The sequence below is a fragment of the Pseudomonas sp. GW821-FHT02B10 genome (assembly GCF_059421865.1).
Genome location: NZ_JBWKVU010000006.1, coordinates 240,388 through 256,316, shown reverse-complemented (window position 1 = coordinate 256,316; position 15,929 = coordinate 240,388). Strand labels below are relative to the sequence as shown.

18 protein-coding genes are annotated in these 15,929 nt (G+C 61.7%); 9 read left to right on the top strand and 9 right to left on the bottom strand.

Going from position 1 to position 15,929, the window contains the following annotated elements; translation table 11 throughout:
* Positions 1 to 35: 35 nt before the first annotated feature.
* Complete coding sequence (locus AC07VU_RS16125) at positions 36 to 890, bottom strand: LysR family transcriptional regulator (RefSeq protein WP_101337314.1); 855 nt, start codon at positions 888 to 890, stop codon at positions 36 to 38.
* Between the two features lie 94 nt (positions 891 to 984).
* On the opposite strand from AC07VU_RS16125, the gene AC07VU_RS16120 reads away from it, so the two are divergent.
* The 3 genes from AC07VU_RS16120 (at position 985) to tal (ending at position 3,967) form a co-directional block, all read left to right on the top strand.
* Positions 985 to 1,623 (top strand): FMN-dependent NADH-azoreductase, encoded by a 639-nt coding sequence (locus tag AC07VU_RS16120; protein ID WP_457275982.1) that lies wholly within the window; start codon positions 985 to 987, stop codon positions 1,621 to 1,623.
* Between the two features lie 226 nt (positions 1,624 to 1,849).
* The gene (dusA, locus tag AC07VU_RS16115) at positions 1,850 to 2,851 is read left to right on the top strand and encodes a tRNA dihydrouridine(20/20a) synthase DusA (RefSeq protein WP_277588244.1); all 1,002 of its coding nucleotides are present in this window, start codon (positions 1,850 to 1,852) and stop codon (positions 2,849 to 2,851) included.
* A 189-nt stretch (positions 2,852 to 3,040) separates the two neighbouring features.
* Positions 3,041 to 3,967, top strand: coding sequence for a transaldolase (gene tal, locus AC07VU_RS16110; RefSeq protein ID WP_007926971.1), 927 nt, complete (start codon positions 3,041 to 3,043; stop codon positions 3,965 to 3,967).
* Positions 3,968 to 4,041: 74 nt separating this feature from the next.
* Here tal and rssC read toward each other — a convergent pair whose 3' ends face one another.
* Positions 4,042 to 4,524, bottom strand: coding sequence for an anti-sigma factor antagonist RssC (rssC, locus tag AC07VU_RS16105; protein WP_007926970.1), 483 nt, complete (start codon positions 4,522 to 4,524; stop codon positions 4,042 to 4,044).
* On the bottom strand, positions 4,524 to 5,705 hold the full coding sequence (gene rssB, locus AC07VU_RS16100) for a two-component system response regulator RssB (RefSeq protein ID WP_274306092.1): 1,182 nt from the start codon (positions 5,703 to 5,705) through the stop codon (positions 4,524 to 4,526). Before rssB ends, rssC begins: the two co-directional genes overlap by 1 nt.
* A gap of 277 nt (positions 5,706 to 5,982) precedes the next feature.
* Between rssB and AC07VU_RS16095 the strand changes: the two genes are divergently transcribed.
* A complete protein-coding gene (locus tag AC07VU_RS16095; protein WP_101337311.1) occupies positions 5,983 to 6,282 on the top strand; it encodes a PilZ domain-containing protein in 300 nt (99 codons plus the stop codon).
* A 57-nt stretch (positions 6,283 to 6,339) separates the two neighbouring features.
* Here AC07VU_RS16095 and AC07VU_RS16090 read toward each other — a convergent pair whose 3' ends face one another.
* Entirely contained in the window at positions 6,340 to 7,023 is a 684-nt protein-coding gene (locus AC07VU_RS16090; protein WP_007926966.1) for an MlaA family lipoprotein, read from the bottom strand.
* 201 nt (positions 7,024 to 7,224) lie between these two features.
* Here AC07VU_RS16090 and pcrP point away from each other — a divergent pair, with 201 nt between their 5' ends.
* Entirely contained in the window at positions 7,225 to 7,845 is a 621-nt protein-coding gene (gene pcrP, locus AC07VU_RS16085) for an HAD superfamily inactivated hydrolase PcrP (protein ID WP_274306089.1), read from the top strand.
* 113 nt (positions 7,846 to 7,958) lie between these two features.
* The gene (locus AC07VU_RS16080) at positions 7,959 to 8,222 is read left to right on the top strand and encodes a DUF4404 family protein (protein WP_007926964.1); all 264 of its coding nucleotides are present in this window, start codon (positions 7,959 to 7,961) and stop codon (positions 8,220 to 8,222) included.
* 45 nt (positions 8,223 to 8,267) lie between these two features.
* Here the strand turns inward: AC07VU_RS16080 and queF are convergent, their stop codons facing one another.
* Positions 8,268 to 9,098, bottom strand: coding sequence for an NADPH-dependent 7-cyano-7-deazaguanine reductase QueF (gene queF, locus AC07VU_RS16075; RefSeq protein WP_007926963.1), 831 nt, complete (start codon positions 9,096 to 9,098; stop codon positions 8,268 to 8,270).
* A 68-nt stretch (positions 9,099 to 9,166) separates the two neighbouring features.
* Entirely contained in the window at positions 9,167 to 9,721 is a 555-nt protein-coding gene (gene copI / locus AC07VU_RS16070; RefSeq protein WP_495030133.1) for a copper-resistant cuproprotein CopI, read from the bottom strand.
* Positions 9,722 to 9,876: 155 nt separating this feature from the next.
* Here copI and AC07VU_RS16065 point away from each other — a divergent pair, with 155 nt between their 5' ends.
* Both AC07VU_RS16065 and AC07VU_RS16060 read left to right on the top strand, forming a co-directional pair.
* Positions 9,877 to 10,557: a heavy metal response regulator transcription factor gene (locus tag AC07VU_RS16065; protein ID WP_124308064.1), complete on the top strand. Its 681-nt coding sequence runs from the start codon at positions 9,877 to 9,879 to the stop codon at positions 10,555 to 10,557.
* Positions 10,557 to 11,918 (top strand): heavy metal sensor histidine kinase, encoded by a 1,362-nt coding sequence (locus AC07VU_RS16060; protein ID WP_274306086.1) that lies wholly within the window; start codon positions 10,557 to 10,559, stop codon positions 11,916 to 11,918. The genes AC07VU_RS16065 and AC07VU_RS16060 overlap by 1 nt, the downstream gene beginning before the upstream one ends.
* A gap of 62 nt (positions 11,919 to 11,980) precedes the next feature.
* Here AC07VU_RS16060 and AC07VU_RS16055 read toward each other — a convergent pair whose 3' ends face one another.
* The 3 genes from AC07VU_RS16055 to AC07VU_RS16045 form a co-directional block, all read right to left on the bottom strand.
* Entirely contained in the window at positions 11,981 to 13,225 is a 1,245-nt protein-coding gene (locus tag AC07VU_RS16055) for a lipoprotein-releasing ABC transporter permease subunit (RefSeq protein WP_277588242.1), read from the bottom strand.
* Positions 13,226 to 13,289: 64 nt separating this feature from the next.
* Positions 13,290 to 13,973 carry a lipoprotein-releasing ABC transporter ATP-binding protein LolD gene (gene lolD, locus AC07VU_RS16050; RefSeq protein ID WP_164523762.1) on the bottom strand — a complete coding sequence of 228 codons (684 nt, stop codon included), beginning with the start codon at positions 13,971 to 13,973 and terminating at the stop codon, positions 13,290 to 13,292.
* A 7-nt stretch (positions 13,974 to 13,980) separates the two neighbouring features.
* The gene (locus tag AC07VU_RS16045) at positions 13,981 to 15,231 is read right to left on the bottom strand and encodes a lipoprotein-releasing ABC transporter permease subunit (protein ID WP_007926943.1); all 1,251 of its coding nucleotides are present in this window, start codon (positions 15,229 to 15,231) and stop codon (positions 13,981 to 13,983) included.
* A 94-nt stretch (positions 15,232 to 15,325) separates the two neighbouring features.
* Between AC07VU_RS16045 and AC07VU_RS16040 the strand changes: the two genes are divergently transcribed.
* Positions 15,326 to 15,913 carry a PilZ domain-containing protein gene (locus AC07VU_RS16040; protein ID WP_274306083.1) on the top strand — a complete coding sequence of 196 codons (588 nt, stop codon included), beginning with the start codon at positions 15,326 to 15,328 and terminating at the stop codon, positions 15,911 to 15,913.
* Positions 15,914 to 15,929 lie beyond the last annotated feature (16 nt).

Here is a 15,929-nt window from a genome sequence, read left to right as displayed (position 1 = left end):
TGCCCCTCGGGCAGTCGCGTCGCTGAAGCCGACGGCTAGAGCCGCCGCGCCGCACAATACGCCACTATCACCTGGGACAACGCAGCCACTATGCCCTGATCGGCATCCTTGGCCGTGAACAGCCGAAACTCCGCGTCAGGCAGCACCGGCAAGCCATGCTCAGCCCCCAATACCGCAAGCCCTTGCCCCAACTGACTGGTGGCTATCGGCGCCACCGCGAACCCGGAGAGGGCCGCCGTGCGCAACGCCGCAGTGCTCGGGCAAAGCATTGCCGTGCGCTGGGCGATTCCTGCTTGCGCCAGACGCTGCAGGGCTACCGCCCGATAAGGGCATGGCTCGGGAAACAGCGCCAGTGGCAGCGGAGTCGGCAAGCGACCCACCAGATACGCGGAACTGGCCCATACCAGCGGTTCCTGCCACAACAGCAGGCCCGGCTCACGGGTTTCACACAGCGAACCTATGACCACCTCCAGGCCGCCCTGCTGCATGCGCTCCAGCAGCGTGCCGGGAATATTCACCTGTATATCGATTTCCATGCCCGGATACTGCGCCGCGAACTCCTGCAAAAGGCGCAGCAGGCGGGGCTCGACAAAGTCCTCGGACATGCCGATTCGCACCCGGCCGTGAAATGGCGAACGCGTCAGCTCGGCCCAGGCATCGCGGTTCAAGGCGAGGATGGCTCGCGCATAGGCCATCAGGCGCTCGCCATCGGCAGTCAAGTGCTGGGAACGCGTGGTACGGGTCAGCAGCGGCTTGCCGACCTGCTCTTCCAGGCGTCGCAGATGCCCGCTGACCGCCGACTGCGTCAGGTGCAGCCGTTCGGCGGCACGGCTGAAGCCTTCCTCGTCCACCACCGTTACAAAGGTCTTGAGCAACAGAACATCGAACATATAAAGATACGTGATCAATCAGCCATTTATTTACAATTTATATTCCGTAAATCGCTATGTTGCAATGTCGGCATTCCTCATCCGAGATGCCGTCATGACCCGCCTGCTGCATATCCAATGCTCCCCCCGCAAAGAGCGCTCCGCCTCGCAACAAATCGCCCGAGGTTTTATCGACCGCTATCAGACCCACCATCCACACACCGAAGTCAGCACCCTGGACCTGTGGAGCCTGGACCTGCCGGAATTCGACCAGCACGCCATGGACGCCAAGTACGCTGGCCTGCAAGGCATGGCCCTGTCCCCCGACCAGCAAGACGCCTGGAACACCCTCGAAACCCTCGCCGCCCACCTGCACCACGCCGATCTGCTGGTACTTTCCGTACCCCTGTGGAACTACAGCATCCCCTACAAGCTCAAGCACTTCATCGACCTGGTCACGCAGAAAGACATCCTCTTCAGCTTCACCGCCGAACACGGCCTGCGCGGCCTGCTGCACAACAAAACCGCAGTCGTCGCCTACGCCCGCGGCCTCGACTTCTCGCCGCTATCCGACACGCCTGCGGAACGCTTTGACTTCCAGAAGCCCTATGTCGAGGCCTGGCTGAAGTTCATCGGCGTCACCCAGGTCCACGCGCTGATCGTGGAAAAGACCATCCTGGGGCATGAGGTGGATCAGGTGGCGCGGCGAGAGGCCGGGAATCGGGCCAGGGAACTGGCGGACAGCTTCAAGTGATTTAAATGCAGCGAACATTCGCCTAGCCATGCGGCTATCGAATCACACATAAAAAGCGGGCGACCTTAAGATCGCCCGCTTTTTATTAGCCTGCCGTTGTTCATACAACCGACCGGAATATAGGAACCGAAGACCATTCATCCTCCTGATACGCGCGCCCTTGCAACCCCGGAACTCCATTCCTGATAAACTTCCCCTCCTTCGCCTCACCCATCCAGATTGCCCAATGCTCTTATCTCCTGCTCCAACTGCCTCGCCAGCCCTCTCCCGCCGCTTCTCCGTGGCGCCGATGATGGACTGGACTGACAGGCACTGCCGCTTCTTCCTGCGCCTGCTGTCCAAGCAGGCCCTGCTCTACACCGAGATGGTCACCACCGGTGCGTTGCTCAATGGCGACCATGAGCGTTTTCTGCGTCACGACGAGTCCGAGCATCCCCTGGCGTTGCAGTTGGGTGGCAGTACGCCGGCGGATCTGGCGGCTTGCGCGCGGATGGCGCAGGAGCATGGTTACGACGAGGTGAACCTCAACGTTGGCTGCCCGAGCGATCGGGTGCAGAACAATATGATCGGCGCCTGCCTGATGGGGCACCCGGGCCTAGTGGCCGATTGCGTGAAGGCGATGCGCGACGCGGTGAGCATTCCGGTGACGGTCAAGCATCGGATCGGCATCAATGGCCGCGACAGTTATGAACAACTGTGCGATTTCGTCGGCCAGGTGCGCGAGGCTGGGTGCACCAGTTTTACCGTGCATGCGCGGATCGCGATTCTCGAAGGGCTGTCGCCGAAGGAAAACCGTGACATTCCTCCCCTGCGTTATGACGTGGCGGCACGCTTGAAAGCGGATTTCCCCGAGCTGGAGATCATCCTCAACGGCGGCATCAAGACCCTGGAAGCCTGTCATGAGCATCTACAGACTTTCGACGGGGTGATGCTGGGCCGCGAGGCCTATCACAACCCTTACCTGCTGGCAGAGGTGGATCAGCAGTTGTTCGGCAGCACCGCACCGGTGATTTCCCGGGCCGAGGCGCTGGCGCAGTTGCGACCTTATATCGCCAGGCACCTGGCCACGGGCGGCGCCATGCACCACATCACTCGCCATGTGTTGGGGCTGGGCACCGGTTTTCCGGGAGCGCGCAAGTTCCGCCAGTTGCTCTCGGTGGACATTCACAAGGCCAAGGATCCGCTGGCGCTGCTGGATCAGGCCGGACAGTTACTCGAAGGTCGCTAACAGTCGCTCGGGTTGAACCTGATGGGTGTTTTGGCATCGTAGTAAACGGATAGCGCCCCAGCATTCAAACACCTGTTTTTCAGGTTGTCGCCCTTGGGGCTCGTTTAGGCATCCGGTTACGCATTCGCACCCTTGAGCGGCTGTCAGCGCTCGGGTAATGTCAACAGACCCACAGGACAGAGCACTCTCATGACTTCCAAGCTGGAACAACTCAAGCAGTTCACCACCGTGGTTGCCGACACCGGCGACTTCGACGCTATCGCCCGGGTAAAACCGGTAGACGCCACCACCAATCCTTCCCTGTTGCTCAAGGCCGCGGCCATTCCGGGTTACGCCGAGCTGCTGAACGCCTGCGTCAGTGACGTCAAGGGCGATGTCGGCCTGGCCAGCGACCGTTTTGGCGTCGCAGTGGGCAAAGAAATCCTGAAAGTGATCCCCGGCCGCATTTCCACCGAAGTGGATGCCCGCCTGTCGTTCGACACCGATGCCATGCTCAAGCGCGCCCATCGCCTGATCGAGCTGTACGACAAGGCCGGCATCGGCCGCGAGCGTGTACTGATCAAGATCGCCTCCACCTGGGAAGGCATCCGTGCCGCCGAGCAGCTGGAACGCGAAGGCATCCAGACCAACCTCACCCTGCTGTTTTCCTTCGCCCAGGCGATCGCCTGCGCCGAGGCCGGGGTGTTCCTGATCTCGCCGTTCGTGGGCCGCATCTATGACTGGTACAAGAAGGCCAGCGGCAACGACTACACCGGCGCCGACGATCCGGGCGTGCAGTCGGTGACCCGCATCTACAACTACTACAAGGCCAATGACTACAAGACCGTGGTCATGGGCGCCAGCTTCCGCAACCTGAACCAGATCGAGCAACTGGCCGGCTGCGACCGTCTGACCATCAGCCCGGACCTGATCGAGAAACTGGCCGCCGACACCGGCAAGCTGGAGCGCAAACTGGCGCCCGGCCACGCTGGCGAAGCTCGCCAGAGCCTGAACGAAGCGCAATTCCGCTGGGCCTCCAACGAAGACGCCATGGCCACCGAAAAACTGGCCGAAGGCATCCGTCAGTTCGCCCGCGACCAGGAAAAACTCGAGGCACTGCTGGCCGCCAAACTCTGATCGAGCGAGCGCCAACGCAAAAAGGGCGGACCCTCACGGGTTCGCCCTTTTTTATGTGCTGCCGCTTTATAGGATCAATTGCGTTCCAGGGCATTCACCAGATCGTGGAAAGCCTCGCGGTTGGAATCGTTCAAGCCCATGAGGATCTTGTGCGCCTCCAGCACCTTGAGCCGCACCACCTCTTCCGACTGGTCCTGGGATGGCAGGTCGGTCAGGCATTCCGGGCATGGGATCGGACGGTCAACGATGTTGAACACCTGATCGAAGCCCATGGATTGCAGTAGTCGGGTGATGTCTTCGTGGGTGGTGACGACGGTCGGCAACAGGCCGACCTTCTGCCGCGACAGGATCGACAGCTTGGCCAGCAGGCCCAGGGTGGTGCTGTCGATGCTGCGGGTTTCGGTCAGGTCGATCACGATCGCCGAGAAGTTCAGCGCCGTGAAGATTCGCTCAATAGTCGCATCCAGCGCCGAACACAGGGTCAGGCGCACTTCACCGATAAACTTCAGGACAAAGGTGCCGTCCTGCTCGGCGAACTGGATTCTACCGGTACTCATTAAAGATTCCTGCTCAACACCAACAGGGCGATATCATCCGGCATCTCCCCTAGCGTGGCCAATCCAAAAACCTGCCGCAGGCCATCCAGGCTGCCGCCTGCCGTTCTCACCCGTTCAGGTAAGGCGGCCTCTTTCTCTTTGAGTGTGGGTTCCGGCAAAAGGTCCAGAATGCCATCAGACATCAGCGTCAAGCTGAAGCTCGGAGGCAGTTCCAGAATGTGGTCTTCATAGGTGGCTTCATTGAACAAGCCTACCGGCAGACCCCGCCCTTCCAGGTAACGCACACTGTCTGGCATGTACAACACAGGCAATGGCAGGTGTCCGCCAATGCTATAGGTCAACAAGCCCGTCTCCTCGTCGATGACGCCACCGACCATTGTCACGTGTTTGCCCAGCTTACAGCTGATCAGGCCACGGTTGATATGGCCCAGGACTTCCGACGGCTTGAATTCCGGCAAAGTGCCGTTGCGCTTGGACTCGAACAGCAAGCGCGTGGTCATGAACTTGAGCAGCACCGTGACAAAGGCCGAAGACGCGCCATGCCCGGAAACATCCGCCAGGTAAAAGGCTACGCGGCGCTCGTCGACACGAAAGTAGTCGACGAAATCGCCGGACAGGTACAACGACGGAATGATCTGGTGCGCGAACTTGAACTCATCGATGGTCCATGGGCTCACCGGCAGCATGTTCATCTGCACCTGGCGCCCGGCGTTCTGATCTTCCTGCAGCAGGCTCAGGCTGGCTTCGAGCTCGCGGTTGGCGGCTTCCAGCTTCTCCCGGTAGCGCTGGTTTTCCAGCAACAGGCGCGCGCGATCCAGGGCCCGGCGCACCGAGTGTTCCAGCACCGCGAGGTCTTCCAGCGGCTTGATCAGGTAGTCCGCCGCGCCCAGGCGCAAGGCCTCGACGGCATCGTTCATCACACCGGCACCGGAAACCACGATGACCGGGGTTTGCGGTTCGATGTCGGTTACCTGACGGATAAGTTCGAGGCCGCCCATCTGCGGCATGCGCAGATCGCAGATCACCAAGTCGGGCTTTTCCTGCTCGAACACCTGAAGTCCCTGCTGACCGTTACTGGCCTGCAGGACGCTGAAGCCACTGTCTTCCAAATAGGCCGCGAGGCTCGCGCGCACTACTTCGTCGTCATCGATTATCAGCAGCGTGGCACTGGTTTTTGGCATGTGGGCAAACGGCGCCAGAATTAGGTTGGCGTAGGTGGCTGGGCACGAGGCCTGGACACACACTACTGGATTCGCTTTCTAGCCACTCTGGAAATGGAGTCAGGGCCCGTAGCCCTGCACGCTCGACCATCAGAGGTGCCCTTCTAAGGCGCAGACGGTACTCCCATCCGCGGGGCGTTTCAAGCTCATGCCGATGGTCGCCGGACGTCTTTACACCTCAAATCACCGGGAGTTATAAGAACAGGCAAATCCGCAACTTAAACGCAGGTTGGAGCCTATGAGCCCAAACGATCGTGACTACAGTGAAAAGCGCGATTACATCCGCATGCGGGTGGATGCAGAGGTCACGCTAATCCACCAGGGCCAGGTGATTGCGGCCGTCTGCATCGACCTTTCCAGCAGTGGCATGCAGGTTCAGGCTCCGCGCTCATTCAAGGTCGGCGACCTGCTCAGCGTGCGTATCGACTCCGAGCACGCCGCCCTCAGGGGACTGGAAGCGGACACCGAAGTGGTCTGGGTCACCGAGCTGGAAGGCAAGGGCCAGAAACTTGGCCTTACAATCCTGAAGATGAGCTGATTCTAAGATCAACAAAAAAGGCGGCCCCAAGGGCCGCCTTTTTCATGGACAGGTCGCTTAAAAATCGTCTTCGACCTTGCCGTCCTTGACCTTGAATTCGCGGTTCTGCAGGTACGCATTGCGAATGAAGGTGTACTTGTCGCCACTGATCAGCTTCTCGCTCGACAGCAGGCTCGCGCGGGTGTCGACGACCTCCAGGGCAAACACGCTGTTACGCACCGGCACGTCGTTCACATAACGGTAACCGTCGGTGAAGCTATCCACATACTTGGCCGGCGCATCGCGCAGGGTGCTCGGACCGAAGAACGGCAGCATCACGTAAGGACCACTGCCGACTCCCCAGTAACCCAGGGTCTGGCCGAAGTCTTCATCGTTACGTTGCAAGCCCATCTTGGTGCCCACATCGAAGAAACCCGCCACACCGATGGTGGTGTTCATCAACAGCCGCGCGGTGTCGACGGCAGCGGCATGGGGCTTGGCTTGCAGGATATCGTTGGCCAGGTTGCCGACATCACCGATATTACGGAAGAAGTTGTGAATGCCGTCTTCGAGAAATTGCGGCGTTACTGCCTGATAACCTTGCGCCAGAGGTTTCAGCGCATAGGTGTCGATGGTGTCGTTGAACGTGAAGATCGGGCGGTTGATGCTTTCCCACGGATCGTCTTCCGCAGCGTGGGCCAAAACCGGTACCAGCAGCATGCCGGCACACATAAGCTGAGCGAGACGATTGCTCCAGCGCATAGCAGAAACTCCTTGGATTGTACTGTCGCGGGCGCTATGCCCTGGCGGTAAGCGCGCTAGTATAAGTCGGATATATCCATTTATGCAGCACTGGTGCAGTGCTTCACCCTCTCCCCCTCGTTTGCATGGCCTGTTCACAGGGATGTCATCCAACGGTCATCTGTCGTCGATACTCTTGTGAGGTATTTCAGGGACGTCACGATGCCTCACGCCGAAGCCTTGCCTGTATCCGCCCCCACCTTGACCGCCGTGCTCTTTGGCCTCAGCGGTTGCCTGGTGGATTTCGGTGCGCGGATGCGCCTGCATAGCGCCGACCACCCGGTCCTGGAACAGGCCCACGCCACTCACGGCGCCCTGGACATTCTGCACAGCCTGCAACACCAGGGCGTGCCCTGCGCCTGGCTCGACGAGTTGCCCGCCCCCCTCAGCCAGCACCTGGCAAGTTCACTACCCGACTGGCTCACCCCCTCCCCCAACACAGGCTCCCGCTGGCCGGCTCCCGATGCCTGCTGGCAGGCGCTGATGGCCCTGAATGTCAGCCGCCTGGACGGCTGCGTGCTGGTTAGCGGCGAACCGCGCCTGCTGCAATCTGGCCTCAACGCCGGCCTGTGGACCATCGGCCTGGCATCCTGCGGTTCGCTCTGCGGCATGAGTCCGACGCAATGGCAGGCACTGAGCCAGCAGGAGCGCGAGCTCAAGCGTGGCAAGGCCACCCTGCATCTATTCAGCCTCGGCGTGCACTCGGTGATCGACCATCTGGGCGAGCTGCCAACCTGCCTGGCCGATATCGGCCAGCGTCGCCAGAAAGGTGAAAAACCCTGACTTGATCAAGATCATGCACATTGCCCGCGAGTGGATTACGCTAAGGCTCAGACATGGACCTTTAGCGAATCGGCGCGGTCCATGGCTGTGCCTATCAATGAAGGGAGAACGCCATGCCTGCCCGCGAACTGCAAGAACAGCTCAATACCCTGCGCGAGCAATTGGAGCAGAACCCACCGCTTTCGGAAGCAGAACGCGCCAATCTGCAGGAATTGATGCAACAGATCGAGCTCGAGCTCAAACTGGAAAACGCCACCCAGGACACCAGCCTGGCCGACGGGGTCAACCTCGCCGTCGAACGCTTCGAGCTTGAACACCCCGCCATTGCCGGCACTTTGCGCAACATCGTGCAAACTCTCGGCAACATGGGGATTTAACCCCTTACAGACAAAAAAGCCCCGCTACCAGAGCGGGGCTTTTCATTACTGGCGAACCAGTCGAAAGTTGGCGAAACTCGCGGTTTCGGTGCTGCGATACGGGTTGATGTCCAGTCCACCACGACGCACATAACGCGCGTACACCGTCAGCTTCTCCGGCTGCAGCAAACGCTGCAGGTCGAGGAAGATCCGCTCCACGCATTGCTCATGGAAATCCGAGTGCTGGCGGAAGCTCACCAGGTAGGCCAGCAGGCTGGCGTGGTCCAGCGCCGGACCACGGTACTCCACCACCACGCTGCCCCAGTCCGGCTGACTGGTGACCGGGCAATTGGATTTGAGCAGATGGCTGTGCACGCTCTCCTCGACGATCCGCGACCTGTCGCACTGCAACAGCTCCGGACGCGGGTGTTCATAGCTGCTGACGCTGATATCCAGCTCGTCGATGCAGGCACCCGGCAAGGCCACCACACCTTCTGCCTCCACTTCGCCCAGGCTGCGGATGCGCACGCCCACCGGCTTGCCGGCCGCCGCAGAGAGGTCGGCACGCAAGGTCTCCTCCAGGCTCTGGCGATCCGCGAAAGGAGTCTGGTTCAGCGAGTTGAGATACAGCTTGAACGACTTCGACTCGATGATGTTCGGTGAGTCCGCCGGAATGCTGAACTCGGCGATGGCCACCACCGGCTTGCCGGAGGGCAACAGCCAGGACAGCTCGAAGCAGTTCCAGAAGTCCACGCCTTTATAAGGCAGGGTGTCGGCGCTCAGGCCCAGCTCGGCCCATTTTGCCGCCCGCGGGATTGGGAACAGCAAGGATGGCGTGTAGGTGGAGACGTATTCACTGGACTTGCCCAGCGGCGAATGTTCGGCTGCGGGATGCATGGCGGAAACCTGACTGAAGAATCAGGCGATTCTATCAGTCTTTGCCTCCGCCTTTGAGTCCCAGGCGCTTACTGGCTGACCGTCAGCTTGCCGACCATGCCTGCCTGATAGTGCCCCGGGATATTGCAGGCGAACTCCAGGCTGCCGGCCTTGCTGAAGGTCCAGGTCAGCTCAGCGGTCTTGCCTGGCTCTACCAGCACGCTGTTCGGGTCGTCGTGCGTCATGCCGGGCATCGCGCCATGGCCCATGGCGGCGTGATCCATGGCCCCGGCGGGCATGTTCTTCATCGCGGTGGGCGTGAGCATGCCGCTCTGCTGCATCTTCAGCATTTCCTGCTGGTGCTCGGCATGCATGGTCGCGGTACCGAGATTGAGCTCATGCAGCAACTGGCCCTTGTTGATCAAGACGAAACGCACGGTCTCGCCAGCCTTGATGTCCAGGCTCTTGGGGGTGTAGGACATGTCGTTCATGACCACTTCCACCGTACGCGTGGCCTTGGCCGCCGAGGCCGCCTGACCGAAATCGTAGGTCTGCACCGGCGATGCCCAGGCCGGCGCACCCAATGCCAGCAAACACGCGGCCAGCGTCAACGAACGAGGTAAAACACCCTTGGGCAAAAACATAATCGCACTCCAATAAGATGAGGTTCAGCTTGTGTGAAACTCTAAGGCCGCAGCGCTGCCAACTGGCTGACTGCTAGATTACAACTTTGTCAGCTTGTGCCATGCGGCCACCGCCCACGGTATAAAGCCCGCGTTCCATTTGCCATGAGCCGCCCATGAAACTGCTGATCGTCGAAGACCAACCGAAAACCGGCCACTACCTGCGCCAGGGCCTGAGCGAGGCAGGCTTCAACGCCGAACTGGTGGCCGATGGCACCACCGGCCAACACCTGGCACTGACCGGCGACTATTCCCTGTTGATTCTCGACGTGATGCTGCCGGGCCGCGATGGCTGGCAGATCCTGCAAGCCGTGCGCGGCGCCGGGCTGGAGATCCCGGTGCTGTTCCTGACCGCGCGCGATGCGGTGGAAGACCGGGTTCACGGCCTGGAGCTGGGCGCCGACGATTACCTGGTCAAGCCTTTCGCCTTCTCCGAATTGCTGGCCCGGGTCCGCAGCCTGCTGCGCCGCGGCAGCTCCACGCCCCAGGAAACCACCCTGCAACTGGCGGACCTGCGCCTGGACCTGATTCGTCGGCGAGTCGAACGCAGCGGCCAGCGCATCGACCTCACCGCCAAGGAGTTCTCGCTGCTGGAAATGCTCCTGCGGCGCCAGGGCGAAGTGCTGCCCAAGACGCTGATCGCCTCCCAGGTCTGGGACATGAACTTCGACAGCGACACCAACGTCATCGAGGTGGCGATCCGCCGCCTGCGCCTGAAGATCGATGACGATTACCCGAACAAGCTGATCCACACCGTGCGTGGCATGGGCTACGTGCTCGAAGAGCGCCAGGCCTGATGCGCCGCTTGACCCTGAGCGGCCGCCTGGCCCTGTTGTTCGCCGGCTGCACCGCGGTGGTTTCGCTGCTGGCCGGGGTGCTGTTCAGCCGCGCCAGCGAAGCGCACTTCATCGAACTCGACCAGCAACTGCTGGAAGGCAAACTGATCGCCATGCGCAGCGCGCTGCAGGGCGCCGACGACCCGCAACGCTTTGCCGAACGCAAGGCGCAGTTGCAGGATGAACTCAGCCATCAACCGGACCTGACGCTGCGGGTCACAGGCGCGGATGGCGCCCTCTGGTTTGACAGCGCCACGGGTTTGCCGGCCGCTCCGGCCCAGCCGACCGGGCTGCACAGCCTGCAACACGACGGTACCGCCTACCGCATCTACAGTGCGGCCCTGGAACCTGGCCAGGCCGGCTCGCCAGAGCTGACCCTGATGCTCGACATCACCCACCACCAGCACTTTCTGCAGCGTATGCAGCACCTGATCTGGCTGACCGTCGGCCTTTCGGCCCTGGCCACTGCGCTGCTCGGGGCCTGGGCCGCGCGCAGCGGCCTGCGTCCGTTACGGCGGATGAGCGAGGTCGCCGCGGGTGTTTCAGCCAGCTCGCTGACCCAGCGCTTGCCGGAGCAGCAGATGCCCGGCGAACTGGCCGAACTGGCCCAGGCCTTCAATGCCATGCTCGGACGCCTGGACGACTCCTTCCAGCGCCTCTCCGCGTTCTCGGCGGACATCGCCCATGAACTGCGCACCCCGCTGTCGAACCTGCTGACCCACACCCAGGTCACCCTCACCCGCCCACGGGCGCTGGAAGACTATCGCGAAGCCCTGCACAGCAACCTCGAAGAGCTGCAATGGATGGCCCAACTGGTCAACGACATGCTCTACCTGGCCAAGGCCGACCACGGCCTGCTGACGCCAAAGCGCGAAGCCCTGGAGCTGGGTGAGGAAACCGACATGCTGCTGGAGTTCTATTCGCCCCTGGCCGAAGACGCCGGCATCGCCCTGGGGCGCGAAGGCAGTGCGAAGATCCAGGGCGACCGCAGCATGTTGCGTCGCGCCCTTTCCAACCTGCTGGACAATGCCCTGCGCTTCACCCCGGCTGGCGGCGAAGTGCGGGTGCGGCTTGGCGAGACCGCCAAGGGTTCATACCTGCGGGTGGAAAACACCGGCGAAGGCATTGCGCCCGAACGCTTGCCACGGCTGTTCGACCGCTTCTACCGCGCCGACCCGGCGCGCCATGAAGGCAGCAGTGAACATGCAGGCTTGGGGCTGGCCATCACTCAATCGATCATCCGCGCCCATGGCGGGCAGATTCGTTGCGAATCGGCGCAGGGCCGGACGAGCTTTGTGATTGAGTTGCCGAGGCAGGACTAGCGCAGGGGTTGCGAGCAAGCTCCCCGGAGGAGTGAGCTTGCTCGCGATAGCGGGCTTGGGCCTTACGAGTAACGCAACGCCGTCGCCGGCTCGACCTTCGCCGCGCGCCAGGCTGGATACAGGGTCGCCAGGAAGCTCAGAACGAAACCCGCGGTACAGATCAGGGCCACATCGCCGCCCTGCAGCTCGGAAGGCAGGTTGCTGACGAAGTACACGTCGGAACTGAAGATGTGCTGGCCGCTGACCCGCTCCAGCCACCCCACCAGCGCACTGACGTTCAACGCCGCGATCACCCCCAGCACGCCACCGATCAAGGTACCGACGATACCGATCACCGTCCCCTGGACCATGAAAATCGCCATGATCTGCCGTGGCGTGGCGCCGATGGTGCGCAGGATCGCGATGTCCGCACCTTTGTCGTTCACCACCATGATCAGCGTGGCGATGATGTTGAACGCGGCCACGGCCACGATCATCAACAGCAACAGGCCGATCATGGTCTTTTCCATCTTCATCGCACTGAACAGGCTGCCCTGGGTGTGGGTCCAGTCATCGGCCTTGAAGCCAGCGCCCAGGCTGGCCGCGATATCGCCGGAAACCTTGGGCGCGGCGTACAGGTCCTTGACCGCCAGGCGCACGCTCTGCACCTGGTTCGGCTGCCAGTGCTGCATCTCGGCGGCATCGGCCACATGGATCAGGCCCATGGAACCATCGAGCTCGGCCCCGACCTTGAATACCCCGACTACGTTCAAGCGCTGCATGCGCGGGGTGATGCCGCCCGGCGCGGAGCTGATTTCCGGCACGATCAGGGTCAGCTTGTCGCCGACATTCAGGCGGAAGCGCCGTGCCGTGATCTCACCGATCACCACCCCGAACTCGCCCGGTTTCAAGGCATCCAGGCGACCCTGGACGATGTGCTGGGCAACGATGGAGACCTTGCCTTCCTGGGCCGGGTCGATGCCGCTGATCTGGATCGGCTGCATCGAGCCCTTGTAGGAGAGCATGCCTTCCATCTCGGTGAACGGCACCGCGGCCATCACCTCGGGATTTTTCATCGCCGCGGCGGCCACCGGCTGCCAATCGTCGATCGGCTTGACGCCGACGATAGTGGCGTGGGGCACCATGCCGAGGATGCGCGAGCTCATTTCGCGCTGGAAACCGTTCATCACCGACAACACCACGATCATCGCCAGCACGCCCAGGGCGAGGCCGATCATCGAGGTCATGGAGATGAAGGAAACAAAGCGATTGCGGCGCTTGGCGCGGGTATAGCGCGTGCCGATAAAGATCGATAACGGTCTGAACATTCGCTGGGGCACCGTATGGAAATTAAAGACCCGGCGCCTGTTTCAGGCGCCGGGTTGCAGCCAGTCAGATGGGCGTCAGGAAACCTTCCTGCAGGTGCAGGACGCGGTCCATCTGGCGAGCCAGGTTCATGTCGTGGGTCACCACCAGGAACGCGGTACGCATCGAGGTGCTGAGTTCCAGCATCAAGTCCTGGATGCCTTGCGCGGTGTGGGAGTCGAGGTTGCCGGTCGGCTCGTCGAGCATCACCAGCCCTGGCTTGTTGACCAGAGCACGGGCGATGGCCACACGCTGGCGCTCACCACCGGACAGTTCGGCCGGCTTGTGCTCCAGGCGATGGGCCAGCCCTACCCGCTCCAGCAAGGCGGTGGCCCGTTGACGGGCTTCCGGGATCGCGGTCTTGCCGATCAGCAGCGGCATGCAGACGTTTTCCAGGGCGGTGAATTCCGGCAGCAAGTGGTGGAACTGGTAGACGAAGCCGAGGGCGCGGTTGCGCAGCAGGCCGCGCCCCTTCTCGCTCAGCGCCGAAAGCTCCTCGCCGTCGAGCCAGACGCTGCCCTTGGTCGGCGTGTCGAGGCCACCCAGCAGGTTGAGCAAGGTACTTTTGCCCGAACCTGAGGTACCGACGATCGCCACGCGCTCGCCCGGGTGCAACTCCAGTTGCAGGCCGGACAACACCACCACCGATTCCGGACCTTCCTCGTAGGACTTGCCCAGGTCGCGGCAGCTCAGAATTGCTTTTTCACTCATGCCCAACTCACTCATAACGTAGCGCCTCCGCCGGCTGGGTGCGCGCGGCACGCCAGGCTGGATACAGGGTGGCGAGGAAACTCAGGACCAGTGCCGCGCCGCAGACCATCAACACATCCTCGGCCATCAGTTGCGATGGCAGGTAGTCGATGAAGTACACGTCGGCATTGAGGAATTTGTGCCCGATCAGGCCTTCGAGGGCGGAGATCGCCGCGCTCACGTTCAACGCCGCGAACATCCCGACCACAGCGCCGATCAAGGTACCGATCACGCCGATCACCGTGCCCTGGACCATGAAGGTCGCCATGATGCTGGCCGGCGTCGCGCCCAGGGTACGGAGGATCGCGATATCGCCCTTCTTGTCGTTCACCACCATCACCAGGGTGGAGATGATGTTGAAGGCGGCCACGGCGACGATCAGCAGCAACAACAGGCCGATCATGGCTTTTTCCATGCGGATGGCCTGGTACAGGTTGCCGTGGGTACGGGTCCAGTCACGGGCGTAGTACTGGTTCTCGCCCAGTTGCTCGGCAATTTCCCAGGCGGTGCGCGGCGCCTGGAACAGATCGTCGAACTTCAGGCGCAGGCCCTGCACCTGGTCCGGTTTCCAGCGGTGCAGGCGGCCCAGGTCGTCGAGGTTGGTCAGGCCCAGATAGCCGTCCAGCTCGCCGGCGCCGACATGGAAGATGCCGACCACGGTAAAACGCTTCATGCGCGGGAACATCCCGGCCGGGGTCACCGTGACCTCGGGCGCGACGAAGGTCAGCTTGTCGCCCAGGCCAACCCCCAGCTTGGTCGCGGCCTTGTCGCCGATCACGATGCCGAAGCTGCCGGGGGCTAGGTCGTCCAGCTTGCCCTGCTTCATGAAGTTATCGATGATCGAAACCTGGCGTTCCTTGGCCGGATCGATGGCGTTGAGCAGGACTTTCTGCACCTGGCCGTTATTGGTCAGCAACCCCTGCATCTGGGTGAACGGCGCAACCGCCAGCACCTTGGGGTTCTGCTTGACCTTGTCGGCCAGGCCTTGCCAGTCGCTGATCGGCTCACCGGATTCGATGGTCGCGTGGGGCACCATGCCCAGCACGCGGGTGCGCATCTCATGGTCGAAGCCGTTCATCACCGACAGCACGACAATCATCACGACCACGCCAAGGGCGAGTCCGATCATCGAGGTCAGGGAAATGAATGACACGAAATGATTGCGGCGCTTTGCACGGGTATAACGCGTGCCAATAAATACGAAGAGAGGTCTGAACATGTCGGGGCTTGTTCGGAGGAAAAGAAGACGTCCTTGTGGCGGGTCCTAGTAAGCAGCTTTACACTCAGACCACCGCCGCTACCATGGGTTCGCCATGTCGACATTAGATGAAGAAGATCGCCGCGAATACTACCGTATCGAGGACACGATCGCACTGGAAATTAGCCCCTTGTCCGCCCACGAAGCGGCGAGCAAGGAAGTGTTGCAGGATGCGTCGCCGCTGTTCAACCTGCTCAGCGAGCTGCATTTGAGCGAATTCGAATCGCAGCACCTGCTGCGCCAGGTCAGCGAGCGCGACCGGACCCTGGCCAACTACCTCAAGTCCATGAACAAGCGCATCGACCTGCTCAGTCAGGTGGTGGCGCAGACCGTGCTCGGCAAGTTCGGCGAGCCGCAGCGGGTGATTCTCTCCGAGGGCGGCATCGAGTTCGAACATCACCTGTCCTACTCGGCCGGCACCCACCTGGCGGTCAAGCTGCTGCTGATGCCCCAGGCCTTGGGCCTGTTGTTGCGGGCCAAGGTCACCCATTGCGAAACCCGCAGTTTCGGCACTTTCGAAATCGGTACCGAGTTCGAAGCATTGACCGACGCCCAACGCCAGTTGCTGGCGCGCTATATCCTGCAGAAGCAAGCCCAGGAACGTCGCCAGGCCCGAGAGCAGAACGACCCGGCAGCCGATTGACCTGCGGCCCCATCGC